The following is a 22,917-nucleotide window of genomic DNA, read 5'->3' as shown; positions in this document are numbered from 1 at the left end:
TAAAAAACAAACAGTGTGGAATTGATTATGTTTAATCCGAATGTTGTTGTAAAAAATATCGTAACACAGTCTGGCGTGGCTAATGTTGTCACTTTGATTGCTCGTTTGTTATTGGCTTATATTTTTCTTGTTGCAGGTTGGGGCAAGATTGTAGGCTATGCGGGTACAGTGGGTTATATGGAATCCATGGGTGTTCCGGGTGCTTTATTACCTTTGGTGATCTTGGTTGAGTTTGGTGGTGGCTTGGCTCTACTATTTGGTTTCCAAACACGTTTTGCATCTTTAGGTTTAGGGCTTTTTAGTATTATTACGGCCTTTATCTTCCATAGCGGTGCAGAAGATGCCATTAACTTGATGAAAAACTTCGCGATGGCGGGTGGCTTCTTTATGCTGATGCTCTATGGCGCAGGTCGTATCAGCCTCGATCATCTGATTGAAAAATAATAAGCTCATGAGAGATTGCCCCGTGCCCAGTCGCGGGGAATTCGTATGTCTCACTCGCTTACTTACAAACTGAAGCCGACAGCCGTGCTTATTTCTGTTTAGATCATAAATGGTTAAAACAAATAGGACATGAAAATGAAAAAAATGTTGATCGGTTGTGGGTTGGTGGTCGTTACAGGTTTATCGAGCCTAGCATGGGCAGGTAAGGATGATCATGTATTGGTACAGGAAGCGACAAAGAATGTGGTGACGGTAAGCCAAGTCGCGAAATTGGCCGATGAAACCGGTGTCACTCTGACGGGCCAGATTAGCAAACACTTGAAAAGCGACCATTATGAGTTTAAAGATTCGAGTGGTACGATCAGCGTCGAAATTGATGATGATATTTGGCGTCAGGCAGGGCTAAAAGTGGGTGATCATGTACGTTTAGTGGGTGAAGTGGATACTCATCGCTATAAACCAACCGATATTGAAGTGATTAAAGTTGAAAAATACACGCATCGATAGGCGCATAAAAAAGGAAGCATAAGCTTCCTTTTTTCTTTTTAGATGAAAGTGTTAGAGCATGAAATGAATCTGCATTTCCCCGACGAGGAAACCCAGCACAGCACCGACAATAATCAATGACCATTCATCTTCTTTGAAGGCAGGACGTAGCATGCCTTCGAACTCTTCTGGACTCAGTTTCTGCATACGCTCAACCAAGGTATTCCGCACATTCATCGCATCTTCAGCATATGACTCCACATAGCGCATGGTGTCTGGAAGTTGTTTTAAAATACGTTCTGCGACTTCGGCTTTCAGGTTTTGATATTTCTCACCGCCAATCGCATAGACCACTAATGGACGGACAATACCAGCTTGTAAATCAATTTCTTGTTTGACTTGACGGCTGACCAGCTCAATGACTTTATCCGAATGCGTGCCTGAAAAAAGCTCTTCCATCATATTACGTGATGTCAGTAGTTGCTTGGAAATCAACGCAGCATAATCAGCGGCAACTTCATTTTGGCGTTTAATGAATAAACCTTGCCATGTGTAACCCATAATCTTTTTCGGATATAACGGTCGGAACATCATTTGCAAGGCCATCCAGTCGCTAAAGAAGCCGACAAAGCCACCAAACATCGGCAGCATCCATGGATATTTACCTTGGGTCACGATCCAGCACAGCATTTGTACCACACCAATCGCAAAGCCAAAGACGAAACCGACATTACTAAAGAATTTGAATTCCTGTTTGCCGACTTTCTTAAAGATTTCATTGAGCAGGCGTTTGTCTTTGAGTAGGTTGTTGACCACCATATGTTTGATGTCGAAGTACTTGGCAACATCCTTTTGTACTTCACTCATAATATGTTCAACAATCTCTGGCGCTTTGGCTTGGACACGCTTAATCAGTTTTTGTCGTGCAAACTCAGGCATGCCTTCCCATAGGCCGGGTTGGTATTGTTGTGCCACTTCTCGGGTAATGTCTTCAGCTGCTGCCATCAACGGTTTTTCAATTTCTTGGGCAATACGTTTTGGGTCGAGTCGGGCAAAAATTTCTTCGGGTTTAATCAGCTTGGAGGTCATCAACTCCACAGCTGTGGTGGCCATCTTCTCTGCTTTACGGGGAACAATCCCTTGCCATCCGAGTGGAAGACCAAATAATCGCAATCCTTTAAATTCAAGTGGTGAGAACATCATTTGAATGGCAATGACCTTGGTTACATAACCAATAAAGCCACTGATAAAGGGGATTGAAATATATAACCAGAAATTCTGTTGAAAATCCGCAATCATTTCTTGAAACATTATTTTATTGGTCCTTCAAGTCCTAATTGTTGCTCGTGGTCGGGCAAGCGCTAGATGATAGTGAAATATTTTCGGTCGTTGATGAAACACCAAGACCATTAATTTTTGAGTTACCCTTTTATTTTTCCTTTGAATCAGGACATCACAATCGTATAAAAAGGCAACGATGCCGTCGATTGAATACCTTTCCGTGGTAATACATATCTTGACTCGTCATCTTAGCACCAATTTTTGCTTTGTGTTGAGCAGAATGGGCAAGAATTATTGATTTAACTCTCCTTATTTTGTGCTTTGCTCTGAAATTTTAGTTTAAATATCAGTGTTGATTCAGCTGTTCAATGAAAAAACAAGATAGATGATGAATTGCGATGCGCCAAAGCGTGAAAAATGTTAGAATATGGCGCTTAATTCATTTGCCTTTAAGATGAACCATGACGACCAATACTCAAATTACTGAAGATCGTATCCTTATTCTGGATTTCGGCTCTCAATATAGCCAGCTCATTGCACGTCGTGTACGTGAAGCGGGTGTCTATTCTGAAATGTATGCATTCGATATGTCTGAAGAAGACATTCGTGCGTTTAATCCGAACGGGATTATTTTATCAGGTGGCCCTGAGAGCGTACATGAAGAAGGAAGCCCACGCGCGCCGCAAGTTGTATTTGAATTAGGCGTACCAGTGTTGGGTATTTGCTATGGTTTACAAACCATGTCTGAACAACTTGGCGGTAAAGTTGAGCCAGGTACAGTACATGAGTTTGGTTATGCAGAAGTGGATATTCTAGTACGTGATCATTTGATTGGTAACTTGCAAGATCGCGAGAACCAGCTTCACGTATGGATGAGTCATGGCGATAAAGTAAGTGCGATTCCGGAAGGTTTCCAAGTCACTGCAAGCACACCTAGCTGTCCATTTGCTGCGGTGAGTGATGAAACACGTCGTTTCTATGGCGTTCAGTTCCACCCAGAAGTGACTCACACGGCAAAAGGTGCTGAATTACTGTCTAACTTCGTACATCAGATTTGTGGTTGTCGCGGTCTTTGGACACCTGAACACATTATCGACTTACGCGTAGAACAGTTACGTGCACAAATTGGCGATGAAAAAGTTCTATTAGGTTTGTCTGGTGGTGTGGATTCATCTGTGGTTGCTGCGTTATTGCATAAAGCTATTGGCGATCAACTGACCTGCGTATTTGTAGATAATGGTTTACTTCGTTTAAACGAAGGCGATCAAGTGATGCAAATGTTTGCAGAAAACATGGGTATCCGTGTGATCCGTGCTGATGCTGAACAGCGCTTCTTAACTGCGTTGGCAGGTGAAGTTGATCCTGAGAAAAAGCGTAAAATCATTGGTCGTGAGTTCATCGCAGTTTTTGCCGAAGAAGCGCGTAAACTTGATGGCGTGAAATTCTTGGCACAAGGTACGATTTATCCAGACGTAATTGAATCTGCTGCAAGTAAACAAGGTAAAGCACACGTGATTAAATCACACCACAACGTGGGTGGTTTACCTGATGACTTAGAGTTTGAATTGGTTGAGCCATTACGTGACTTGTTTAAAGACGAAGTACGTAAATTAGGTACAACAATTGGTTTACCGCATAGCATGATTTACCGTCATCCGTTCCCAGGTCCAGGTTTGGGCGTACGTATCTTGGGTGAAGTGAAAAAAGAATATGCTGATATTCTTCGTCTTGCTGACGACATCTTTATGCAAGAACTGCGTGACAGCGGTTGGTACGATAAAACTGCACAAGCATTTGCAGTATTCCAACCTGTAAAATCAGTGGGTGTTGTTGGTGATGGTCGCCGCTATGCATGGGTGATTGCACTTCGTGCCGTGGAAACCGTTGACTTTATGACAGCACGCTTCGCACATCTTCCATATGAATTGGTTGATAAAATCTCAACCCGTATCATGAACGAAATTAAAGATGTTTCACGCGTCGTCTACGACGTGTCATCTAAACCACCAGCAACGATTGAGTGGGAATAAGACCAAAGGCAGGATGAAAATCCTGCCTTTTTTATGCGATTGACAAAGAGGTAAAGCATGTCCGAAACCTTGCAACTCGAACAGTTAACAGCATCTCTACAGCAGCTTTTGGGTGAGTCCCTGTTTGCCATTTATCTGTATGGTTCAGCTGTTGATGGCGGGTTAGGTCCAGAAAGTGATCTGGATGTTTTGGTTGTGGTGAGTCAAGCACTGACACTCCAGCAACGACAGCAACTGGCAGAAACCTTATTACACATTTCGCATCCGATTGGTGCTGCACAACGTGCACTTGAAGTCACCATCGTACGCAAAGATCATGTTGTTTCAGGAAGTTATCCACTCAGTTACGAACTACAGTTCGGGGAGTGGTTACGAGATGAGTTAAGCCAAGGTGATATACTTAGCGAACATGCAGACCCAGATCTGAGTATTTTGCTGAAGAAAGCACAAATGCATCATCGTACTTTGTTCGGGCCAAGTTTGACACAGTGGTCAGCTGAGATTCCTGTACAGCAACTCTGGCAGGCGATGGCAGACACCTATCCATTGATTGTGGCGCATTGGGATGAGGATGCCGATGAGCGTAATCAAATTTTGGCCTTATGCCGTATTTATTTTAGTTTGATGACGAATGAGATTGCACCTAAAGATCAGGCTGCGCAATGGGTGGTTGCTCAGTTACTACCGCAACATCAGCCTGTTCTGCAGCGCATGATCCAAGAATATAAAGGTGAGATTGGAAAGCAAAATTGGCAACAACAACATCAGGCTTTAGGTCCTGTTGTTGATTTCCTCAGTATGAAAATAAAAGTGCTTTTAGAACAAAAAAATACATAAATAATAAACAGTAAAGGACATTGCTTGGATTGTTGCATGGATAAGACTTAGTATTGCAAGAACAGACTATTCAAGTAGGCATGATTAGACCTAACATCAGTCTATGACTAAACCCTGATGGGGAGTGCCTTTTGAACCAGATTGTTGAAATGCAAACTTATATCGCAGTGGTTGAAGCAGGCAGTATTACCCATGCAGCGAAACGTCTGGGCATTACCAAATCGGTGGTGAGTCAACGGATTCAACAATTGGAACAGCGTTTATCTGCCGCACTGATTCATCGTGGTCGGAGTATGTTGCTCACCGAGGCTGGGCAGGAATTTTATCGGCAGTCGACCAAGATTCTGGCGGAGTTAAGTGATTTGGAAGCGTCCATTAGTGCTCGGCATGAGCATTTGAGTGGCAGTTTTCGTTTATCGGTACCACAAGCATTTAACATTCAATTTCTCGCGCCTTATTTGGCGGAATTCATGCAGTTGTACCCTGAGCTCAAGCTGGATATTGAGTCGAGTGATCAATTCGTCAATTTGAATAATGGTCATTATGATGCAGCGATTCGGATGGGGGAGCTACCTGACTCCAACCTGATCAGCCAGAGCATTGCACCGAATCATCATTATATTTGTGCAAGTCCAGACTACTTAAAAGTATATGGAAGACCAACACATCCGAATGAGCTGTTGCGCCATCGTGGTCTGTTGTACCTACCTCGAGAACCGCACGGCATGTGGCAGCTCCCTGTCGCCGGTAAGAAGGCATTCTTCCGAATTTCACCTTATCTACGTACAGATAGTGGTCATCAATTATTGGAAGCTGCCAAGCTGGGCTTGGGGATTGCGATTTTACCAAGCTTTCTTGCCGCAGACGCCATTTGCCAGCAGCAACTCAAGGTGATTCTACCTGAGTTCTCACCTTCGGGAGGCAATATTTCTGTGGTTTACCGCTTGTCGAATCGAGCTTCACCTAAAATTCAAGCTTTGGTTGATTTTCTATCCACAAAAATTGGTCATCCTGCACCTTGGGATAGCCAGATTCAGAACATTTTGCGGCAGTCGTCCTAAGGGAATGTTCGGAAAAAGCGAATCATAGTTTTGTTTTTTGTGGTCTAGCGAACAAAAATCATCATTTGGTAGGGTGTTTGCCTCGCTTTAACCCTTGTTGATATCGGGTGATCTCAGAAGATCGAGAATTCAATCCGCATTTACGCTCGCGATGAATTGCCATCACAAGTCGAACCCATGAATCCAAAGTAACTTGCAAGTGTTGTTTAGAAATAGCATGGGTTGCAGTCTGGCACTTACTTAGATTGTTGATTTTGTGAGTGAAATATGATGGTGAACACGCTAGCAAACCGATATTTGATTGAGGACTCAACCGATCTTCTCTTATTTTCATTTTAGGATGTGCAGATGAATAGACTAGCTAAAAACTGGATTAATGGTGAGTGGGTGGACTCTCATCAGCATATACAGTCGATTAATCCAGCAACATATGAAGTGATCGGGCAATATGCCAATGCAACAGTAGAGCAGGTGGAAGCTGCTATATGGGCAGCAAAGACCGCATTTAAAAAAAACGATTGGAAGCGTGACCGTCGGTTACGCGCAAAAGTACTCAATGAAATGGCCGATGCTTTTGAACGCCATGCAGATGAGTTGATTGAGATCCTTGCCACTGAAAATGGAAAAATTAAAGCAGAAGCCAGCTTTGAAGTGACGATGGTTCCTGCCAAATTACGTTATTACGCGGCATTAACCCTGACCGAGTACGGTCGAGCATTAGAACCAAAGCCAGGCAGCTATTCCATGGTTTTGCGTGAACCGATGGGTGTGTCTGGAATTATTGTGCCGTGGAATTCTCCAGTGGTTTTAATGATTCGGTCACTGGCACCTGCATTGGCCGCGGGCACCACAACAGTCATTAAGATGCCGGGACAAACTGCACAAACCAATGCTGTGATCTCCAGAATTTTTTCTGAGCTTCCTTCATTACCACAGGGTGTGATCAATCTTTTTAGTGAGTCGACTGGAGGGGGAGCACGCCTATTGGTTGAATCTGCAGATGTTCCTGTGATTAGCTTTACCGGCAGCACGGCAACTGGTAAGGCCATTTCGGCAACAGGTGCACAACATCTGAAACGATTTGGCTTAGAGCTAGGGGGTAAAACGCCGATGATCGTGTTTAAAGATGCTGATCTTGATCTGGTCTTGCCGAAGTTAGAAAAAGCACTCACCATCTTCGCTGGGCAGTTCTGTATGACCGGTTCACGTTTATTGGTGCAGCGTGAGCTAGCTGATGAACTAAAACAGAAACTGGCTCAGCGCTTGGAAGCGATTAAAGTTGGCCCTGCTGCTGATCCAAGCAGTGATATGGGACCATTGATCGACAAAAATAATGTAGCACGAGTCGATGCGGTGGTTGAAAAAGCGATTGCCGAAGGAGCGAAGGTCATTGTCCGTGGTGGGCCGATCACTAAGGGTGAGTTGGCGAAAGGGGCTTTCTACCGCCCAACCTTGCTTGAAGTGAATGATAATTCGATGGAAATCATTCAGGAAGAAACCTTTGGGCCAGTGCTGACTTTACAGGTGTTTGATACGGAAGCGGAAGCGATTGCGCTCGCCAATGACAACCAATATGGTTTAGCGGCTTCAATCTGGAGTCGTGATGTGGATTTACCATTGCGGGTGGCGACGGAAATGGAAGCGGGCACGGTTTGGATCAATGATTGGGCTGTGGTTTATGATGAGTTTGAGGAAGGCGGTTTCAAAAATTCTGGACTTGGCCGAATGAATGGTATGGCGGCGATGGATGACTTTATTGAATATAAGCACATTACCATTTCAACCGGTATTTCTAGAGTGGAATAGGTGTTCTGTTCGTCATTGAATCAGATATCAAATAGCGCATCGATTTCGATGCGCTATTTTATTTTAACCCTGCTCTAAGCATTAGGCCGAGAACAGTTTAAAGCAAATTTGCCTTAACCACTGATTACTTGGGGTCTGATGGACACGTGAATGCCAGTGTTGTTTGACACTAAATTGAGGGAAATTATAAGGCGGTTCAAAAGTCTTGAGTCCACCTTGGGTCATAAAGACCCGCGCTAGATAGTGAGGGATTGTCGCAATGGTATCCGTATCTCGGACAATCAGACCAACTCCCAAATAGCTCGGTAGACGCACCAGAATATTTCGATTGACGCCGTGTTTTTGTAGCTCATGTTCCACAACATAATGTCCCCCAGTCGCCAAGATATCGACATGTAATTCCTGAGCAAACTCTGAAGCAGACAGACTGGTTCCTGTCAGTCTCGGATGCTGTTGACTGGCGATACAGGTGTAATGTTGCTGAAACAGGGTTTGTTGGTAAAAACCAGCTTCCAATTGAGGGAGAAATCCAATGGCGAGATCAATATCCCCATTCGACATCATTGGTGCGGTTTGGCTATCAATTGGTAAAATTTCCAGACGAATTGAGGGGGCATGCTGCCGCATGTAATTCATTAGACGTGGTAAAAATACCAAATGACTGATGTCGGTCATGCTGATACGGAATTGATAAGTCGAAGTCTGTGGATCAAAGTCAATATTGTAATTCTGGACTAACTTCAGGCGGTTTAAGATTTCTACCACCATCGGATAGATCTGTTGAGCAAGCTCAGTGGGCTGCATTTTATTTTCAATACGCACAAACAATGGATCACGAAAATGTGCTCTGAGTTTATTCAGTGCAATACTCAAGGTGGGTTGACCAATACCAAGCTGTTCCGCTGCTTTAGAAATACTTTTGTGCTGATAAATTTCAAAGAAAATTTTCAGCAGTCTTGTATCCAGATCAAACATGTCGATGAACTACCGTATTGATTTTATCAATACAGCCTATTGTTTTTTGTGCATAGATTCAACACATCCTGATTGCTACATTGAGCCAACACCGAATATTGATGAAATTATCGTCATTAGTATTGTGCTCCATGGGCAGAAAAAGGAATGACATATGGAACAGTTAGGCACGCTCGAAGAGCTACCAGAACGTTATCGTGAAGAACTGAATGCATCCAATCTGGTGCCATTGTGGCCCAATCTAAGAAGTTTTATTCCACCTCATAAACCAAGACCGCAAACGGTTGCAACGGCTTGGTATTTCCAGCAGATCAAACCACTGTTGTTAGAAGCAGGTGAGTTAACACCGATTGAAAAGGCAGAGCGTCGTGTCTTGGCACTCGCCAACCCTGGACATGGTTTGGAGAATATGAAAGTCAGCCCAGCCATGTATTTAGGTATGCAATTGCTGCTTCCGCAAGAGTGGGCGCCTGCTCATCGACATGCACCGAATGCGGTGCGCCTCATTGTTGAAGGAGAGGGTGCCTACACCACGGTCGAAGGGCAAAAATGCATTATGGAACATGGCGACATGATCCTGACGCCATCTGGTTTGTGGCATGAGCATGGACATGATGGTGATCAACCTGTGATCTGGATGGATATCCTAGATTTACCGCTGGTTTACTACATGGAAGCCTCTTTTGTTGAAGAGGGTCGCCGTCAGGAAGTGGATCGGATTAATCAAGGCTCTACGCCTCAATATGCAGCGGGTATCGTGCCTACACCACATTTTAGTCGTGAAGATGCGCCTTATCCGATGATGCGTTATGCCTGGAAAGACACTAAAAAGGTACTGGATGCCTTGGCTGAAAAAGCTGGCTATCAGGACCCGTTACAAGTGGCTTATGTCAATCCTGAAACAGGTAAAGACTGTCAGAACATTCTGGGTTATTCAGCTTTACTTCTGCGTCCGAATGAAACGCTGTCTTTGCCTTTACGTTCCACTGCACAGGTCTTTCATGTGATTGAAGGTGGTCTGACCATTCAGATTGATCAACAGGATTTCCATTTAACCCAAGCGGATACCGCATGTGCACCATGTTTTGCTGTTATTGATTTAATCAATACATCTGCGCAGCCATGCTATGTGTTTATTGCCGATGAGGCACCTTTGCAACGTAAATTAGGCTTGTATTCGGTACGTGAACGCCATGCTGAAGGAGTGAGCCCATGAAACTGTATGGATTTTTTCGTAGTGGCACCTCGCACCGTACCCGCATTGTCCTGAATCTCAAGGCTTTGGATTATGAGGCGAGCTATGTATCGCTGGCGAAAAATGAGCATCATCAAGCTGCTTTTCAAAGGCTAAATCCACAGGGTTTTGTTCCCGTCCTGGAAACGGAGGCGGGGATGCTGTTACAAAGCCCTGCCATTATCGAATGGTTAGAACAGCAATACCCTGAGCCTGCTCTGCTGCCAGCAGATGCGTTGGGTAAAGAGAAAGTACGTGCCATTGCAGCCTTGATCGGATGCGATATTCATCCCTTAAACAATAAGCGTGTACTGGAGTATTTACGCCAGCTTGGACTGGATCAGAATCAGATCAATGCTTGGTGTGCCAAGTGGATTCAGGATGGTTTTTCAGCCTTAGAGCACATATTGGCTGAAGATCCAACTCGGGAAAAGTTCTGCTATGGCAAGCAAGTCAGCATTGCCGATGCATATTTGATTCCACAAGTGGTATCGGCACAGCGCTTTCAGGTCGACCTGTCGGCTTATCCTCAAATTAATGAAATTTATCAGCATTGTATGACCCTTGACGCATTCCAGAAAGCTGCGCCTGAACAGCAGGCCGATGCGTTTTAAGGCTCTGATTTAACCTATATCAACAAGGAATATGCCATGACTTTTATTTTCCAGCCAATGACACCCGCGGGCCTGTTTATTCATGGCTCAGATCAGCAATTTCCAGTACGTCGTGTCTATTGTGTCGGGCGTAACTACGCTGCCCACGCACGTGAAATGGGCTTTGATCCAGATCGTGAGCCGCCATTTTTCTTTTGTAAGCCGAACGATCTAGAGTCGATCGTACCCGTTAATCAGGATGCGGTAGATCTTCCCTATCCTACCGAAACCTCAAACTATCACTATGAAATTGAGTTGGTGGTGGCGATAGGACGCGATGCTAAAAATGTTTCAGTCGAAGATGCCGTAAATTACATTTATGGTTATGCGGTTGGTTTGGACATGACTCGCCGTGACTTGCAAATGAGTATGCGTGAAAAAGGGCGTCCATGGGAAATTGGTAAAGCATTCGATTTTTCTGCGCCGATTGGCCCCATTCACCCGATGACGGAAACTGGTGAAATCAATCAGGCTGATATTCATTTGACCGTGAATGGTGAAACGGTACAACGCAGTGATATCACCCATTTGATCTGGTCAGTTGCTGAAACCATTGCCAATTTATCGACCTTATTTGAACTGAAAGCAGGTGACTTGATCTTTACAGGTACGCCTGAAGGGGTCGGTGCTGTGGTGCGAGGTGATGTGATGCGTGCGGAGATTACAGGTCTAACAGGCATCACCGTGAATGTGAAATAACTCACTTGATCTGAGTGGTTTAAACAGGTGCTCAAACTGAACAATAAATAGAGTTGAGCACCTTTGCTAAGGATTGCACTGGCCAAGGTATTGGCAAAAGGAGTCGTTATGTCTCAGAAAACCATAGATGTACAAAATTTCATTGATGAAATACCACTGTCAGCTTTGCAAAAGCTAATCATGTGGTTGTGCTTTTTGATTGTTGCAATTGATGGCTTCGATACCGCAGCAGTCGGTTTTATTGCGCCTGCATTGAAAGCCGAGTGGGGTTTACAACCCACTGATCTGGCACCGTTATTTGGCGCAGGTTTATTTGGCTTAATGGCAGGCGCACTTATTTTTGGCCCTTTGTCCGATAAACTTGGGCGTAAACCGATCTTGATTGGCTCGGTAATCATGTTTGGTTGTGCCAGTCTTTTTGCAGCGTTCTCATCGGACTTGCAAACGCTGATTATTTGGCGCTTTCTCACTGGACTGGGTTTAGGTGGTGCTTTACCGAATGCCATTACCTTAACGTCAGAATATGCACCGACGTCCCGCCGTTCCAATTTGGTCACCATGATGTTTTGTGGTTTTACTATTGGCTCTGCGCTGGGTGGGATTCTATCGGCACAACTGCTACCACATATCGGTTGGCATGGCATTTTATTGATCGGGGGAATTGCACCTTTATGTACAGTGCCTTTCTTATATTATCTCTTGCCTGAATCGCTGCGGTTTCTGGTTTTGAAACAAAAAAGTGCCAAACACATTGAAAGCATCATTCGTCGTATGGCACCGCATATCACGCAGATTCCAAGCTTGGTCCCGCCTGCAAATGAAGTGGCAAAATCTAGTCTTAAAGACCTATTTAGTAAAGGTCTTGCTTTAGGTACTTTTCTGATTTGGTTTACATTTTTCATGAGTCTGCTGATCATTTATATGATCTCAAGCTGGATGCCGACTTTACTTACCAACGCAGGTTTTAACTTATCCAATGCCTCATGGCTCACCTCGATCTTTCAGATTGGCGGAACAATCGGTGCCATCGTCTTAGGCTTGCTGATGGATAAAATGGATGCGACTAAAATTTTAAGTGCAGCTTATGCTTTTGGTGGGTTGTTCCTGATCTGTTTAGGTCTCGGGATTGAACAGTCCAATACCATATTGCTGATGTTTGCTATGTTTGGTGTGGGTGTGGGGATCAGCGGTTCACAGGTTGGCGCAAATGCCTTTTCATCCAGCTTTTATCCAACACATTGTCGTGCAACTGGCGTGAGTTGGGCCAATGCGATTGGACGTGTAGGGTCGGTTGTCGGCTCTATCATGGGCGGCTGGCTGATGTCATTGGATCTTTCTAGTTTTGCCATTCTGAGCATTCTTGCTATTCCTGCCTTCTGTGCAGCCATTTCATTATTGCTGATTAAACGTCTTAAAAAAGAACAGCCTGTCGTTGTGACAACGCTAGGCTGAAAGCAAAGATATTCCGCATAAAAATAGATTGCTGTGCCAATGGATGGCACAGCCCCAGCGATGGATGATTCCCTCTATGAACCATTTAAATACACAAACGTTAACGCTGAGCCTACTGTTGGTGATGTCAGGAAGCAGTTCGGTGCTATGGGCAGCAGATCCAACCCAAGCTATTCAAGATGAATGGAAATTTAACCTAAAGAATGCCTATCTATATCGGGATTATGACAATCCGAATGCCAAAAATTTTGGCAGTTGGTCGCAAGGGGCATCTTTATTTTATACTTCAAATTTACACGACACGCCTTTAGTGATCGCAGACAAGCCGATTCGTATTGGCGCGGACGCTTCGGTGCAATATGCCGTACGTTTAAGTGCAGATCGGCATGTCAGTGATATGGTGCTGCCCTTTGACTCCAAAACACAATCCCAAGCCGCTGATTATTCAAAATATGGGGCAACCTTAAAACTGGGTTATGACAAAACCTTGCTGAGTATTGGGGAGTTATGGCTAGATTTACCTGTCACCACTTCAGATGCGAGTCGACAGCTTATTACCTCGTATTGGGGAACGAATTTAAAATCACAGATTTCGGAACAGCTGTATGCCGAACTAGGTAGAGTGGAAAAAGTATCTCCACGCAATGAGGAGGATTTTCATCGCTTTTCCTTTACCGCCAGAGGCAAAACGGCCTATTCCGATGGCTTAAATTATCTAGATCTACGTTATCAACTGACACCGGCACTGAAAGCTGAATACTATTTTGGCAATTTAGAAGATTTATATAACAAACACTATCTAGGCTTGGAGCATACGTGGAAACAGCCGACTTTTTCACTCAATTCCAAGTTGAAATATTTTAATGCCAAAAATGATGGCAATAATTTTGAGATTGATGCGCAAAATATCGGGCTGTTAGAAATGTTGAAAGTGAACAATCAGAGCTTTGGTTTGGGCTATCAACAGATTGTTGGTGAATCGGCCTATCCTTTACCTGATGGTTTTTTGCCTGAGTTGTATTTTATTAACTGGAATGCCACAGGCTTTTTTAAGCAGAATGAAAAGTCCTATCATTTGATGTATGGCTATGATTTTAAAGATTATGTACCTGGGCTAAATGCCATGGTTAAGTATGTTTATGGTCATGATTTTAAAACCGCCAATGGTGAGAAAAATCATGAAACTGAATCCAATGTCTTGATCAATTATGCCTTTCAGCAGCCTTATTTAAAGGGTTTTGCCATTCAATATCTGCGTGTTGATTACAAGGTCAAACATGGCAATGACTTTGGTGAAGATCGTTTATTTGTGAACTATACGAAGCAGTTTTAATCATATTCAAGGTTGTAAAAAAGAGTGTTTGAGCACTCTTTTTTATTGTTTATATCGTGGAGGTTGGTTTTTAAATATTTGATTTATGTTGGATAGTCTGAGTTAATTTACATGAGTTATATTATGTCGACTTTAGAAGATTTTAATTAAAAATAAATTGTTAAAATAATTTAACCTAGATGCTTAAATTAAGAGACTTCAAAAATGGAATTTATTAAATATATAGGTATTAAATTCTTAATAAAACTAAAATGATTTTTAATTTTTCTTATAGCTTTAATAGTATTGCTAGGTGTAATCGCATTTATTGCGGATACGTTCTTTGACAACGCAGCAAGGAAAGATAGTTGTGCGGATTCTGGTGGGGCTTGGGATTATAATTTAAACCAATGTGAATATAGGTCTAATATCCCAAAGAAAAGTGGATGAACAATAACTATATTTATTATCAATATCTTATGTTGCTGTTGAGACTATATTTAAAGTAAATAGACCTCTTTTTGATCAATTCCGATACTTACTACCAAAAAAAGAAGAGTGCTTAGCAGCTCTTTTTTATTACTTACTCTTCCAAAAGTTCTTTTGAGAATAAATAACCCCATAAATATCAAACCATTAAAGATTAAGTTATATCTTAACTTGATAAAAGATATATTAAGATATATCTTAATATTCGTAAATTAAGCAAATATAGAGAAAAATAACAGATGAAACATCAATCCGAGCATTCCCATGATGAAGCCGAGGCGGCTTTATTACATCGAGAACATCACCGTTCAGGCCGTCGTGGTCGCTTATTTGAATCAGGTCGTATGAAACTGTTGGTGCTGCATTTGATTCAACAAAGCCCCAAACATGGCTATGAAATTATTAAAGAAATTAGTGATCTGGTAGGCGATGGTTATACCCCAAGTGCAGGAACAATTTATCCAACACTAACTGCATTGGAAGAAATGAATTTGATTCGCGTGCTGGATGCTGAACGTAAGCAATATCAGATTACCGACTATGGCGACAGCTATTTAAAAGAGCAGCAAGACATGCTGTTGGCACTTCTACAAAAGCTGCGACTAAGACGTGAAATTCATAATAATGATCAGCTGATTGATATCCATCGCGCGATGGAAAATCTTAAAACCGCATTGCGTTTAAAGCTGAATATTGCAGATTTGCAACAAGAACAGATTCATCAAATTGCGGAACAAATTGATCAGGCCGCCATCGCAATTGGACGTTTATAAGTTGGGAGCGAAATATGTTAGAGCTACAACAGAAAATCAAGCAGGCGGGTCTAAGGGTGACTCATCCACGTATGGCGATATTGTCTGTGCTGGCACAACAATCAGAAGAGCTTACGGTGAAGCAGATTTATCAACGGCTGAATGAACAGAAACAGCAACTGAGTTTGGCCACAGTGTATCGGGTGGTCAGTGATCTAGTGCAGGTCGGCTTGATTGCCAGTTATCAGTTTCATCGTGCTGAGACTAAGTTTAATTTACCTTCAATCCCTAACAGTCAAATGTTGCATATTCGTTGTGCCGATTTAACCACAGCGAAACAGACCGCATTTTTACAGTCGTTGGCTGCGGTATTTCATCAATTTCAAGTCGACCTGATGCAGGTTGAAATTAAAGAGAGTGCTTAAAGCCTCTTGGAGCAGAAGCATGAAACAACATCAATATCATGTCACAGTACAACATCTAAAGGATGCGAAAGGGCAGGTTTCGACTTATCGCGAGCGTTTAGAGTTTTATACAGGCAACCATGACGATATCTTCGAGATTGTCGAACGTTTGAAGAAAGCCGATTTTTTTGATGATCAAACCACCAAATCATTTGCAGTGGGCTTAAAGCTGTTTAGTGAAGTGATGTTGGAAAACAAAGATCATCCTTTATTTGAAACTTTTCTACCTCAGTTTGGTCAGTTTATGAAAAATTTAAAACAGCACGTGAAGAAAGACAATCCTGAGTAAGGTTGTTTTAAAACAAAGTCCATGATGCATTCAGCAATAGATTGTTGCATAAATAGTATCCTGTGTATCATTTATGGATCATGCTGATGACGTTATAAATTATTAAAATTAACTAAAGATTGTTTTTATTAAAACGAGCTAAAAATGCAAGAATTGAAAGCAAGCCCACGACTGATTGCAAAATTACCCGCGAAGTATGCAGCGTGGATCTTACCGCTGATTTTATCTTTTTTTATGAGTGGGACTTTATCACTCGTTAATCTATGGATGAGAACGGGCTTTATTTCAGGATTTACCATGATCTGGTTGGAAACATGGATGTTTTCTTGGTTGATCGCTTATCCATTGGTCTTGGTTTTATTGCCTGTGGTACGGCGTTTAACAGGCTTGATTGTCGATATGCAAGCTAAGCCATAAACCTAATGAAGTGGTATTTTATTGAAGGATATTAAGCCTATATCAAGATTGTCTCATGAATAACACTCTGTGTATTACTAAAAGACTATATTGCTGAATGATTGTATTGATAAGATCAAGCTATCAACTCATTGCAATAGCATAGGTAAAAGAGAGCAATATCATGAGCAATAATAACGACTACGATATTTCTGATTCAAAAGACTGCGAAACATATATTAATCAATTCATTCAAGAATTTACCATTCGTTCTGCCGAAATTGGTAAGGGAACCGTGATTAAGCGTGCTCTGCCAAGTCGACAAAAACGCTTGGTCGGAGCATGGTGTTTTCTTGATCATGCTGGACCTGTGAGTTTTCCAGCGGGCGATGGTTTAGATGTGGGACCGCATCCACACATTGGTTTGCAGACGTTCACATGGATGATTGAAGGCACCATGATGCATACCGATAGTCTGGGCTCAAAACAATTAATTCGCCCGAAGCAAGTCAATTTGATGACGGCAGGTCACGGAATTTCACATACCGAAGTTGCACCTGATACCGAAACCAAAATGCATGCTGCGCAGCTTTGGATTGCATTACCAGATGACAAGCTGAATATGTCGCCTAAGTTTGAGCACTATCCAGAATTACCGATTGTGAATAAAGATCAGGTTGAATTTACAGTACTGGTCGGAGATTTCCTCGATACAACCTCACCTGTACACGTGCATACCCCTTTGGTGGGTGTAGATCTGACTGCACAAGCCGATACCAAAACCCGTATTCCACTCAATCCAAAATTTGAATATGCCTTTATGGCTTTAGAAGGCACGGCTCGCGTCAATGGTCATGAACTGACTGCTGATAATATGGTGGTTTTAGAAACTGGACTCACTGAAATTGAAGTCGAGTTAACTCAAGGTCACCGCGTGTTATTGATTGGTGGTGAACCGTTTGAATCTCCGATTTTACTGTGGTGGAATTTTGTAGGGCGTACCATGGAAGAGTTAAAGCAAGCGCGTGAAGACTGGATTAATCACGATGCTCGTTTTGGGGAAATTCCAGATTACCAAGGTAAACGCCTAGAAGCGCCAGTGTTACCTGATCAAATGAGGGCATCAAAATGAGTATTATTGCCAGTGCAGCAGTCCAGACTTTGCCAGAACCTTGGAAGGGGGCAGTGAAGAGTGGTACGCATCAATTTCTTACCGATAAGCCAGAACAGTTTGGTGGACATGATACAGGTCCTGCACCTTATGATTTCCTTACCACAAGTCTGGCCTCCTGCACGATGATTACCTTGCGAATGTATGCGCAGCATAAGGAAATGGATTTAGGTGAATTTACTGTTGAAGTCGATTTTCATACCAATCGTGAACAACAGGAACGGATCGAACGCCGTGTAATATTTAAACAACCTGTTTCACAAGATTTAAAAGAAAAGCTTCTCAATGTCTGTAGCAAAACGCCTGTTACTAAAACTTTGTTACGTAGTTTAGACATTCAGACCATGATTCTTTAAGACTAAAGTGCTATTGTGCTTGGGCAAAACATAATTCTAAGCGTAGCTATGAGAGGGACTAAAACCATAGTTACGCAGCTAAAAAGCAGGCACAAAAATGATTACCTTACATTACCTACAATGCTCACGTTCGTTCCGCATATTGTGGGCGTTAGAAGAACTTGGTGTGGATTGCCAAGTTGAGTATTACCAAAGGTCAGCCAGTTACGCAGCGCCAGAAAGCCTTAAACAAATTCATCCTCTCGGTAAAGCACCTATTTTGGTCGATGGGGATGATGTCATTGTTGAATCTGCTGTGATCCTCGATTATTTACAACAGCAGTATGATCTTCAAAGCAAATTTAAACCTCAACAGGCATCTGATCAACGTCAATATTCGTACTGGATGCATTATGCCGAAGGTTCATTGATGCCTTTATTGGTCATGACCCTTGTGATGAATAATGTCAGCAAACACGTTCCTTGGGTGATTCGTCCGATTGCGGAAAAAATTACCGATGGTGTTAAAGCTGGCTTTGTCCGTCCAAGAGTGAAAGAACATATTTTGTATCTTGAGGATTATTTGTCAAAACATGATTATTTTGCAGGTGATTTTTCTTTTGCCGATATTCAAATGGCCTTTCCGCTGATTGCCATCCAAAACCGTTTACACGGTAAATATCCACACATTCAAGCCTTTGTGCAACGGGTTCAACAACGCCCAGCCTTTCAACGTGCTGAACAAGGAACACTGCATTCTCAATGCGCATAAATTTTTAAGCATAAAAAAGGGAACTGATTGTTCCCTTTTTTATTATGAATTGGTTTAGCGCTTAATCACAATTGAATCAATACCGCTGTGTTGCAGGGTTTGTTGTGCTGCCAAAGCGGACTCTTGACTGTCATAAGGACCAGAGAATACGCGATACCAAGTTTGACCATTTTCAACACTTTTCACCACATCTGCAGATAGGCCATTCAGGATGATTTCAGCACGACGTGCGTCGGCACTGTCTGGGTCAGGGTAGCTACGTACTTGTAAAATATAAGTCGCATGTGCAGGTGCTGCAGCTTGTTCACTTGGGGTGATGCCACTTGGATCTTCTGTCGTTGTAGTTTCAGGTTTTGGTGACTCGATAATCACAACATTGCCCTGAGGTTTAGACTCTGGTACGGCTTGTTCAGGAATTGGGGTTACTTGCTGTTGCGGAAGTAAGTCATAAAAACGGTAGTCTTTATTGGTATTTTCTTCTTCATAGTGTTCAGACGTTACCTGATTTTTTGCAGGAACAGGCTGCCATGGTTGCCAAAGCATGAGCATCACGGCAGCGCACAGGATCGCGAGAACTGCGACAAGCATTCCTAACCACTTTGGAATGAGTGGTTTTTTGGGCTTGTTTGGTCGTTCAGATACACCACGTTGCGTTTTTCCAAACACCAGAAATTCCTCTTGATCCTATTAGGTTATTTGTAACTTGAATCTGCTTAAAAACAAAGCATTATGTTTAAAAATAATGCTTTGTTTACCATATTGTTTAACAATCATGGTTTAAGTTTACATGTGTTTAAGCTTTGATTTACTGGTTGCCGTTCTACCTCAGGCATAGCCTTCGGTCTTGCGACGATGTGCAAAGCGTTGCTTTGCTGTTTTACAGCCCACCTCAAGCATAGCTTTCGGTCTTGCAGCCATGTGCAAAGCGTTGCTTTGCTGTTTACATGGTTACTTCGGGCACAGCCCTCCGTCTTGCGACCATGTGTGAAGCTTTCGCTTCACTTTTTACATGGTCTCAGGAGCGGAGACACCGAGTAATTCTAAGCCATTGTGTAAAACTTGCTGTACATTGATTGAAAGCAATAAACGTGCTTGTGTCAGTGCCACATCATCACCCAATACTTTATGCTCATTATACCAAGCATGGAATAGGGCAGCTAACTCTTTAAGATAGTTACCAATTTGGTGTGGTTCATAGACATTTGCCGCACGGACTAAAATATCAGGATAAGCAGCAAGCTTAGACAGAATTTCTGTTTCAGCATCAAGTTCTAAACGATTGGCTTGCTCGCGCGCTGAAACAGCATCAAAACTGATCCCTGTAGTGGCTGCTTTTTCTAACATACGACAAATACGTGCATGAGCATATTGAATGTAATACACCGCATTGTCCTTGCTTTGTGAAACCGCAAGATCAAGGTCAAAGTCGATGTGTTGTTCAGACTTACGCATCACATAATAGAAACGTGCGGCATCATTACCCACTTCTTTACGTAGATCACGTAAAGTCACGAACTGACCCGAACGAGATGACATTTGTACCATCTCACCACCACGCCACAAGCTTACGAATTGAACCAAAAGCACAGTCAATTTCTTCGAGTCATAGCCCATTGCATCAATGGCAGCTTTGACACGTGAAATATAACCGTGGTGGTCGGAACCCCAAATATCAATCAGGTCAGTATAGCCGCGTTGTAGTTTATTCAAGTGATAAGCAATGTCAGAGGCGAAGTAAGTGGTTTGACCATTACGACGTTTTACAACACGGTCTTTTTCATCACCAAACGCAGTTGATTTAAACCAAATGTTACCCTCTTTTTCATAGAGGTAACCACGCTGGTCTAAAGTCTCAAGCGCTTCATCAATTTTGTCAGTTAAAGAATCTTCACTGAACCATTTGTCAAAGGTCACGCCAAAGTCAGCTAAGTCATCTTTGATGTCATCTAAGATGGCATGTAACGCTGCTTGATGGAAAACACGGTAGTCCGCACCCAAGTGTTGTTGTGAGTTTGCGATCAAACCATCAATGTGTTTTTCTTTATCGCCAGAAAGCACGACTTTGTTGCCTTCTGCATCGAGTTCTTCAGCGTATTGAACATCTTCTGGTACATCTTTATAGATGTCAGCAACGGCACGAACATGTGCATTGCCATCTTTATCAATAATTTCTTGTGCGATTTCTTTGACGTAGTCGCCTTGGTAGGCATTCTTCGGGAAAACCAGTGTTTGCCCGGTCAATTCTAAATAACGTAAGTAGGTTGAAGTCGCCAAAATGTCCATTTGACGACCAGCATCGTTGACATAGTATTCACGATCAACTGTTGCACCTGTTGCTTCTAATAGATTCGCAACCGTCATGCCATACGCTGCACCACGACCATGACCGACATGCAGGCTAGAGGTTGGGTTTGCAGAGACAAATTCGACTTGGATTTTTTTTGCTGCATTGGCTTGGCTACGACCATAGTTATTTTTTTGTGCTTGGATTTGATCAAGCACTGCATAGCGTTGGTCTGCATTTAAAAAGAAGTTGATAAAACCCGGACCTGCAATTTCAGCTTTGGTAATGTCAGCCACTTCAGGAAGAGCCGCCAAGATTTTTTCAGCGAGATCACGAGGTTTCATACCTGCAACTTTTGAGCCGATCATGGCGATATTTGAAGCAAAGTCTCCGTGACTTCGGTCTTTGGTACGGGTTAAATGGCTCGTGTTGGTCCAATCTGAAGGAAGTACGCCTTGTTGTTGCAGGGTTTGTACCGCATGATCGAGAGCTGCTTGTATTGCCGTATTCATAGTTACCGAAAATAAATGTCGCGGAAAAACGACCAATATAGCAAATTTTATCGGCTTAAGGGGAGTGGGATTTGTGCGGAATTAACATATTCACATAAATCTTTTTGAAGTGAGTAGAAACTTGGGGGTAATGCAGATGCTATGTTATTGAAAAACATAGCATCTGATGGTTCTAGTCTTCTAAAATCTGTTCTAATAATTCATCGCTTGGCGCAAAATAATAAGCACCATCAATTGCAGTGGTAAAGTGCAATAAGCGGTCATGAATACCATCCCCTGTAGTCCCAAACATACGTTTCAGCATTTTATCGATAATGCTTAAATTGTTGGTGTAGGCAACAAAGAATAAGCCTTGCTCGCCTTTTCCATCACCATAAGGCAAGCTGTGACGCAAGATTTCCATTTCCTCACCTTCATCGTCTTCAACGACTGTACGTGCCACATGTGAGTTTTCTGGTTTTACATCATCATCCAACTCAATTGACTCAAGTTTGGTACGGCCAAACACATGTTCTTGTGCATCGACTTTCAGCATTTGCCATTTTGCAAGATCATGAATATAACGCTGCGCAAAAATAAAGCTGCCATTGGCAAAGGCACCTGCTGTTTCTGGTAGTAATGCTGCTTCTGCACGGTCATCTGGAAATTGCGGATTCTCTGTTCCATCAATAAAGCCTGTCATATCACGGCCATCAAAGAAACGGAAACAAGCACGCTCATCTAGGACTTCGACTTTATCTTGAATGCCGTTAAAAAAAGTTTGGCTCATGGCAAAACAAATATCTGCACGGGCACTGGCGAGATGAATAAATACATCAGCAGGCACCACTGGCATATTAAAGGCACCTTGTTGCGGGTCGAGCTGTTTAAATCCTTCAGGTGTTTGCGAGTTGAGTCGCGCCCAAAGTTCGGGACCAAAAGCGATGGCTGTTTTAATCTGGTCATTGGGGTGTTGTGTGATTAAACGGTCACGGGTCGAAAGGAGAGCTTCAATCTGTTGTTTTAATTCGGCAATGCTTAGATCTTTTAAACGTAAAACAATAAAGCGGGCGTGGTCAGAAGGTAATGGAAGAATGACAGATTGCGCAGTCATTAAAAACTCCTTAGTTATTTTTAAGGGGAAAACGATAATTGTGCCTGATGTTATCAGGGTAGAGTAGCTTATTTGCTAAATTTTCTTGCC

Annotated in this window: 23 protein-coding genes; 18 read left to right on the top strand and 5 right to left on the bottom strand. The window is 42.7% G+C overall.

The features are described from left to right. Positions 1–27 precede the first annotated feature (27 nt). Both F902_RS02430 and F902_RS02425 read left to right on the top strand, forming a co-directional pair. Complete coding sequence (locus F902_RS02430) at positions 28–444, top strand: DoxX family protein (RefSeq protein ID WP_005200748.1); 417 nt, start codon at positions 28–30, stop codon at positions 442–444. 135 nt (positions 445–579) lie between these two features. Next, positions 580–951, top strand: a complete 372-nt coding sequence (locus F902_RS02425; protein ID WP_005200746.1) for a NirD/YgiW/YdeI family stress tolerance protein — start codon at positions 580–582, stop codon at positions 949–951. A 51-nt stretch (positions 952–1,002) separates the two neighbouring features. Here the strand turns inward: F902_RS02425 and F902_RS02420 are convergent, their stop codons facing one another. Next, complete coding sequence (locus tag F902_RS02420) at positions 1,003–2,229, bottom strand: DUF445 family protein (protein WP_171061146.1); 1,227 nt, start codon at positions 2,227–2,229, stop codon at positions 1,003–1,005. 443 nt (positions 2,230–2,672) lie between these two features. Here F902_RS02420 and guaA point away from each other — a divergent pair, with 443 nt between their 5' ends. The 4 genes from guaA to F902_RS02400 all read left to right on the top strand — a co-directional run bounded on the left by guaA (position 2,673) and on the right by F902_RS02400 (position 7,945). Then, entirely contained in the window at positions 2,673–4,241 is a 1,569-nt protein-coding gene (gene guaA / locus F902_RS02415) for a glutamine-hydrolyzing GMP synthase (protein WP_005200744.1), read from the top strand. Positions 4,242–4,298: 57 nt separating this feature from the next. Next, complete coding sequence (locus F902_RS02410) at positions 4,299–5,078, top strand: ANT(3'')-II family aminoglycoside nucleotidyltransferase (RefSeq protein WP_005200742.1); 780 nt, start codon at positions 4,299–4,301, stop codon at positions 5,076–5,078. Between the two features lie 131 nt (positions 5,079–5,209). Next, the gene (locus F902_RS02405) at positions 5,210–6,139 is read left to right on the top strand and encodes a LysR family transcriptional regulator (protein ID WP_005200739.1); all 930 of its coding nucleotides are present in this window, start codon (positions 5,210–5,212) and stop codon (positions 6,137–6,139) included. Between the two features lie 348 nt (positions 6,140–6,487). Continuing rightward, positions 6,488–7,945, top strand: coding sequence for an aldehyde dehydrogenase family protein (locus F902_RS02400; RefSeq protein ID WP_005200738.1), 1,458 nt, complete (start codon positions 6,488–6,490; stop codon positions 7,943–7,945). An 81-nt stretch (positions 7,946–8,026) separates the two neighbouring features. On the opposite strand, the gene F902_RS02395 is transcribed toward F902_RS02400, so the two are convergent. Continuing rightward, on the bottom strand, positions 8,027–8,920 hold the full coding sequence (locus F902_RS02395) for a LysR family transcriptional regulator (RefSeq protein WP_005200736.1): 894 nt from the start codon (positions 8,918–8,920) through the stop codon (positions 8,027–8,029). A 154-nt stretch (positions 8,921–9,074) separates the two neighbouring features. Here F902_RS02395 and F902_RS02390 point away from each other — a divergent pair, with 154 nt between their 5' ends. The 12 genes from F902_RS02390 to F902_RS02335 all read left to right on the top strand — a co-directional run bounded on the left by F902_RS02390 (position 9,075) and on the right by F902_RS02335 (position 18,938). Next, positions 9,075–10,136, top strand: coding sequence for a cupin domain-containing protein (locus F902_RS02390; RefSeq protein ID WP_004801928.1), 1,062 nt, complete (start codon positions 9,075–9,077; stop codon positions 10,134–10,136). Next, positions 10,133–10,768 (top strand): maleylacetoacetate isomerase, encoded by a 636-nt coding sequence (maiA, locus tag F902_RS02385; RefSeq protein WP_005200734.1) that lies wholly within the window; start codon positions 10,133–10,135, stop codon positions 10,766–10,768. Before F902_RS02390 ends, maiA begins: the two co-directional genes overlap by 4 nt. Positions 10,769–10,804: 36 nt before the next feature. Beyond that, a complete protein-coding gene (locus tag F902_RS02380) occupies positions 10,805–11,506 on the top strand; it encodes a fumarylacetoacetate hydrolase family protein (RefSeq protein WP_004801930.1) in 702 nt (233 codons plus the stop codon). 108 nt (positions 11,507–11,614) lie between these two features. Beyond that, entirely contained in the window at positions 11,615–12,958 is a 1,344-nt protein-coding gene (locus F902_RS02375) for an MFS transporter (protein WP_005200732.1), read from the top strand. A gap of 124 nt (positions 12,959–13,082) precedes the next feature. After that, positions 13,083–14,291, top strand: coding sequence for an OprD family outer membrane porin (locus F902_RS02370; RefSeq protein ID WP_412781862.1), 1,209 nt, complete (start codon positions 13,083–13,085; stop codon positions 14,289–14,291). Between the two features lie 707 nt (positions 14,292–14,998). Beyond that, the gene (locus tag F902_RS02365; RefSeq protein ID WP_005200728.1) at positions 14,999–15,532 is read left to right on the top strand and encodes a PadR family transcriptional regulator; all 534 of its coding nucleotides are present in this window, start codon (positions 14,999–15,001) and stop codon (positions 15,530–15,532) included. A gap of 14 nt (positions 15,533–15,546) precedes the next feature. After that, positions 15,547–15,936: a Fur family transcriptional regulator gene (locus tag F902_RS02360; protein WP_005200726.1), complete on the top strand. Its 390-nt coding sequence runs from the start codon at positions 15,547–15,549 to the stop codon at positions 15,934–15,936. A gap of 19 nt (positions 15,937–15,955) precedes the next feature. Continuing rightward, on the top strand, positions 15,956–16,264 hold the full coding sequence (locus F902_RS02355) for a DUF3861 domain-containing protein (RefSeq protein WP_005200725.1): 309 nt from the start codon (positions 15,956–15,958) through the stop codon (positions 16,262–16,264). A gap of 144 nt (positions 16,265–16,408) precedes the next feature. After that, positions 16,409–16,681, top strand: coding sequence for a DUF2798 domain-containing protein (locus F902_RS02350; protein WP_004801944.1), 273 nt, complete (start codon positions 16,409–16,411; stop codon positions 16,679–16,681). Positions 16,682–16,844: 163 nt separating this feature from the next. Next, a complete protein-coding gene (locus F902_RS02345; RefSeq protein ID WP_005200722.1) occupies positions 16,845–17,792 on the top strand; it encodes a pirin family protein in 948 nt (315 codons plus the stop codon). Further along, on the top strand, positions 17,789–18,187 hold the full coding sequence (locus F902_RS02340) for an OsmC family protein (protein ID WP_004801954.1): 399 nt from the start codon (positions 17,789–17,791) through the stop codon (positions 18,185–18,187). Before F902_RS02345 ends, F902_RS02340 begins: the two co-directional genes overlap by 4 nt. 97 nt (positions 18,188–18,284) lie before the next feature. Next, complete coding sequence (locus F902_RS02335; RefSeq protein WP_005200721.1) at positions 18,285–18,938, top strand: glutathione S-transferase family protein; 654 nt, start codon at positions 18,285–18,287, stop codon at positions 18,936–18,938. Positions 18,939–18,992: 54 nt separating this feature from the next. On the opposite strand, the gene F902_RS02330 is transcribed toward F902_RS02335, so the two are convergent. From F902_RS02330 to F902_RS02320, 3 genes are all read right to left on the bottom strand, one after another. Continuing rightward, complete coding sequence (locus tag F902_RS02330; RefSeq protein ID WP_004801958.1) at positions 18,993–19,604, bottom strand: SPOR domain-containing protein; 612 nt, start codon at positions 19,602–19,604, stop codon at positions 18,993–18,995. Between the two features lie 339 nt (positions 19,605–19,943). Next, positions 19,944–21,734 (bottom strand): arginine--tRNA ligase, encoded by a 1,791-nt coding sequence (gene argS / locus F902_RS02325; RefSeq protein ID WP_005200719.1) that lies wholly within the window; start codon positions 21,732–21,734, stop codon positions 19,944–19,946. 172 nt (positions 21,735–21,906) lie between these two features. Then, positions 21,907–22,827, bottom strand: a complete 921-nt coding sequence (locus F902_RS02320; RefSeq protein WP_005200717.1) for a Dyp-type peroxidase — start codon at positions 22,825–22,827, stop codon at positions 21,907–21,909. Positions 22,828–22,917: the final 90 nt, after the last annotated feature.

The sequence above is a fragment of the Acinetobacter higginsii genome (genome assembly GCF_000369525.1).
Classification (GTDB): Bacteria; Pseudomonadota; Gammaproteobacteria; order Pseudomonadales; family Moraxellaceae; genus Acinetobacter; species Acinetobacter higginsii.
This window is presented reverse-complemented; position numbering and strand designations above follow the sequence as displayed.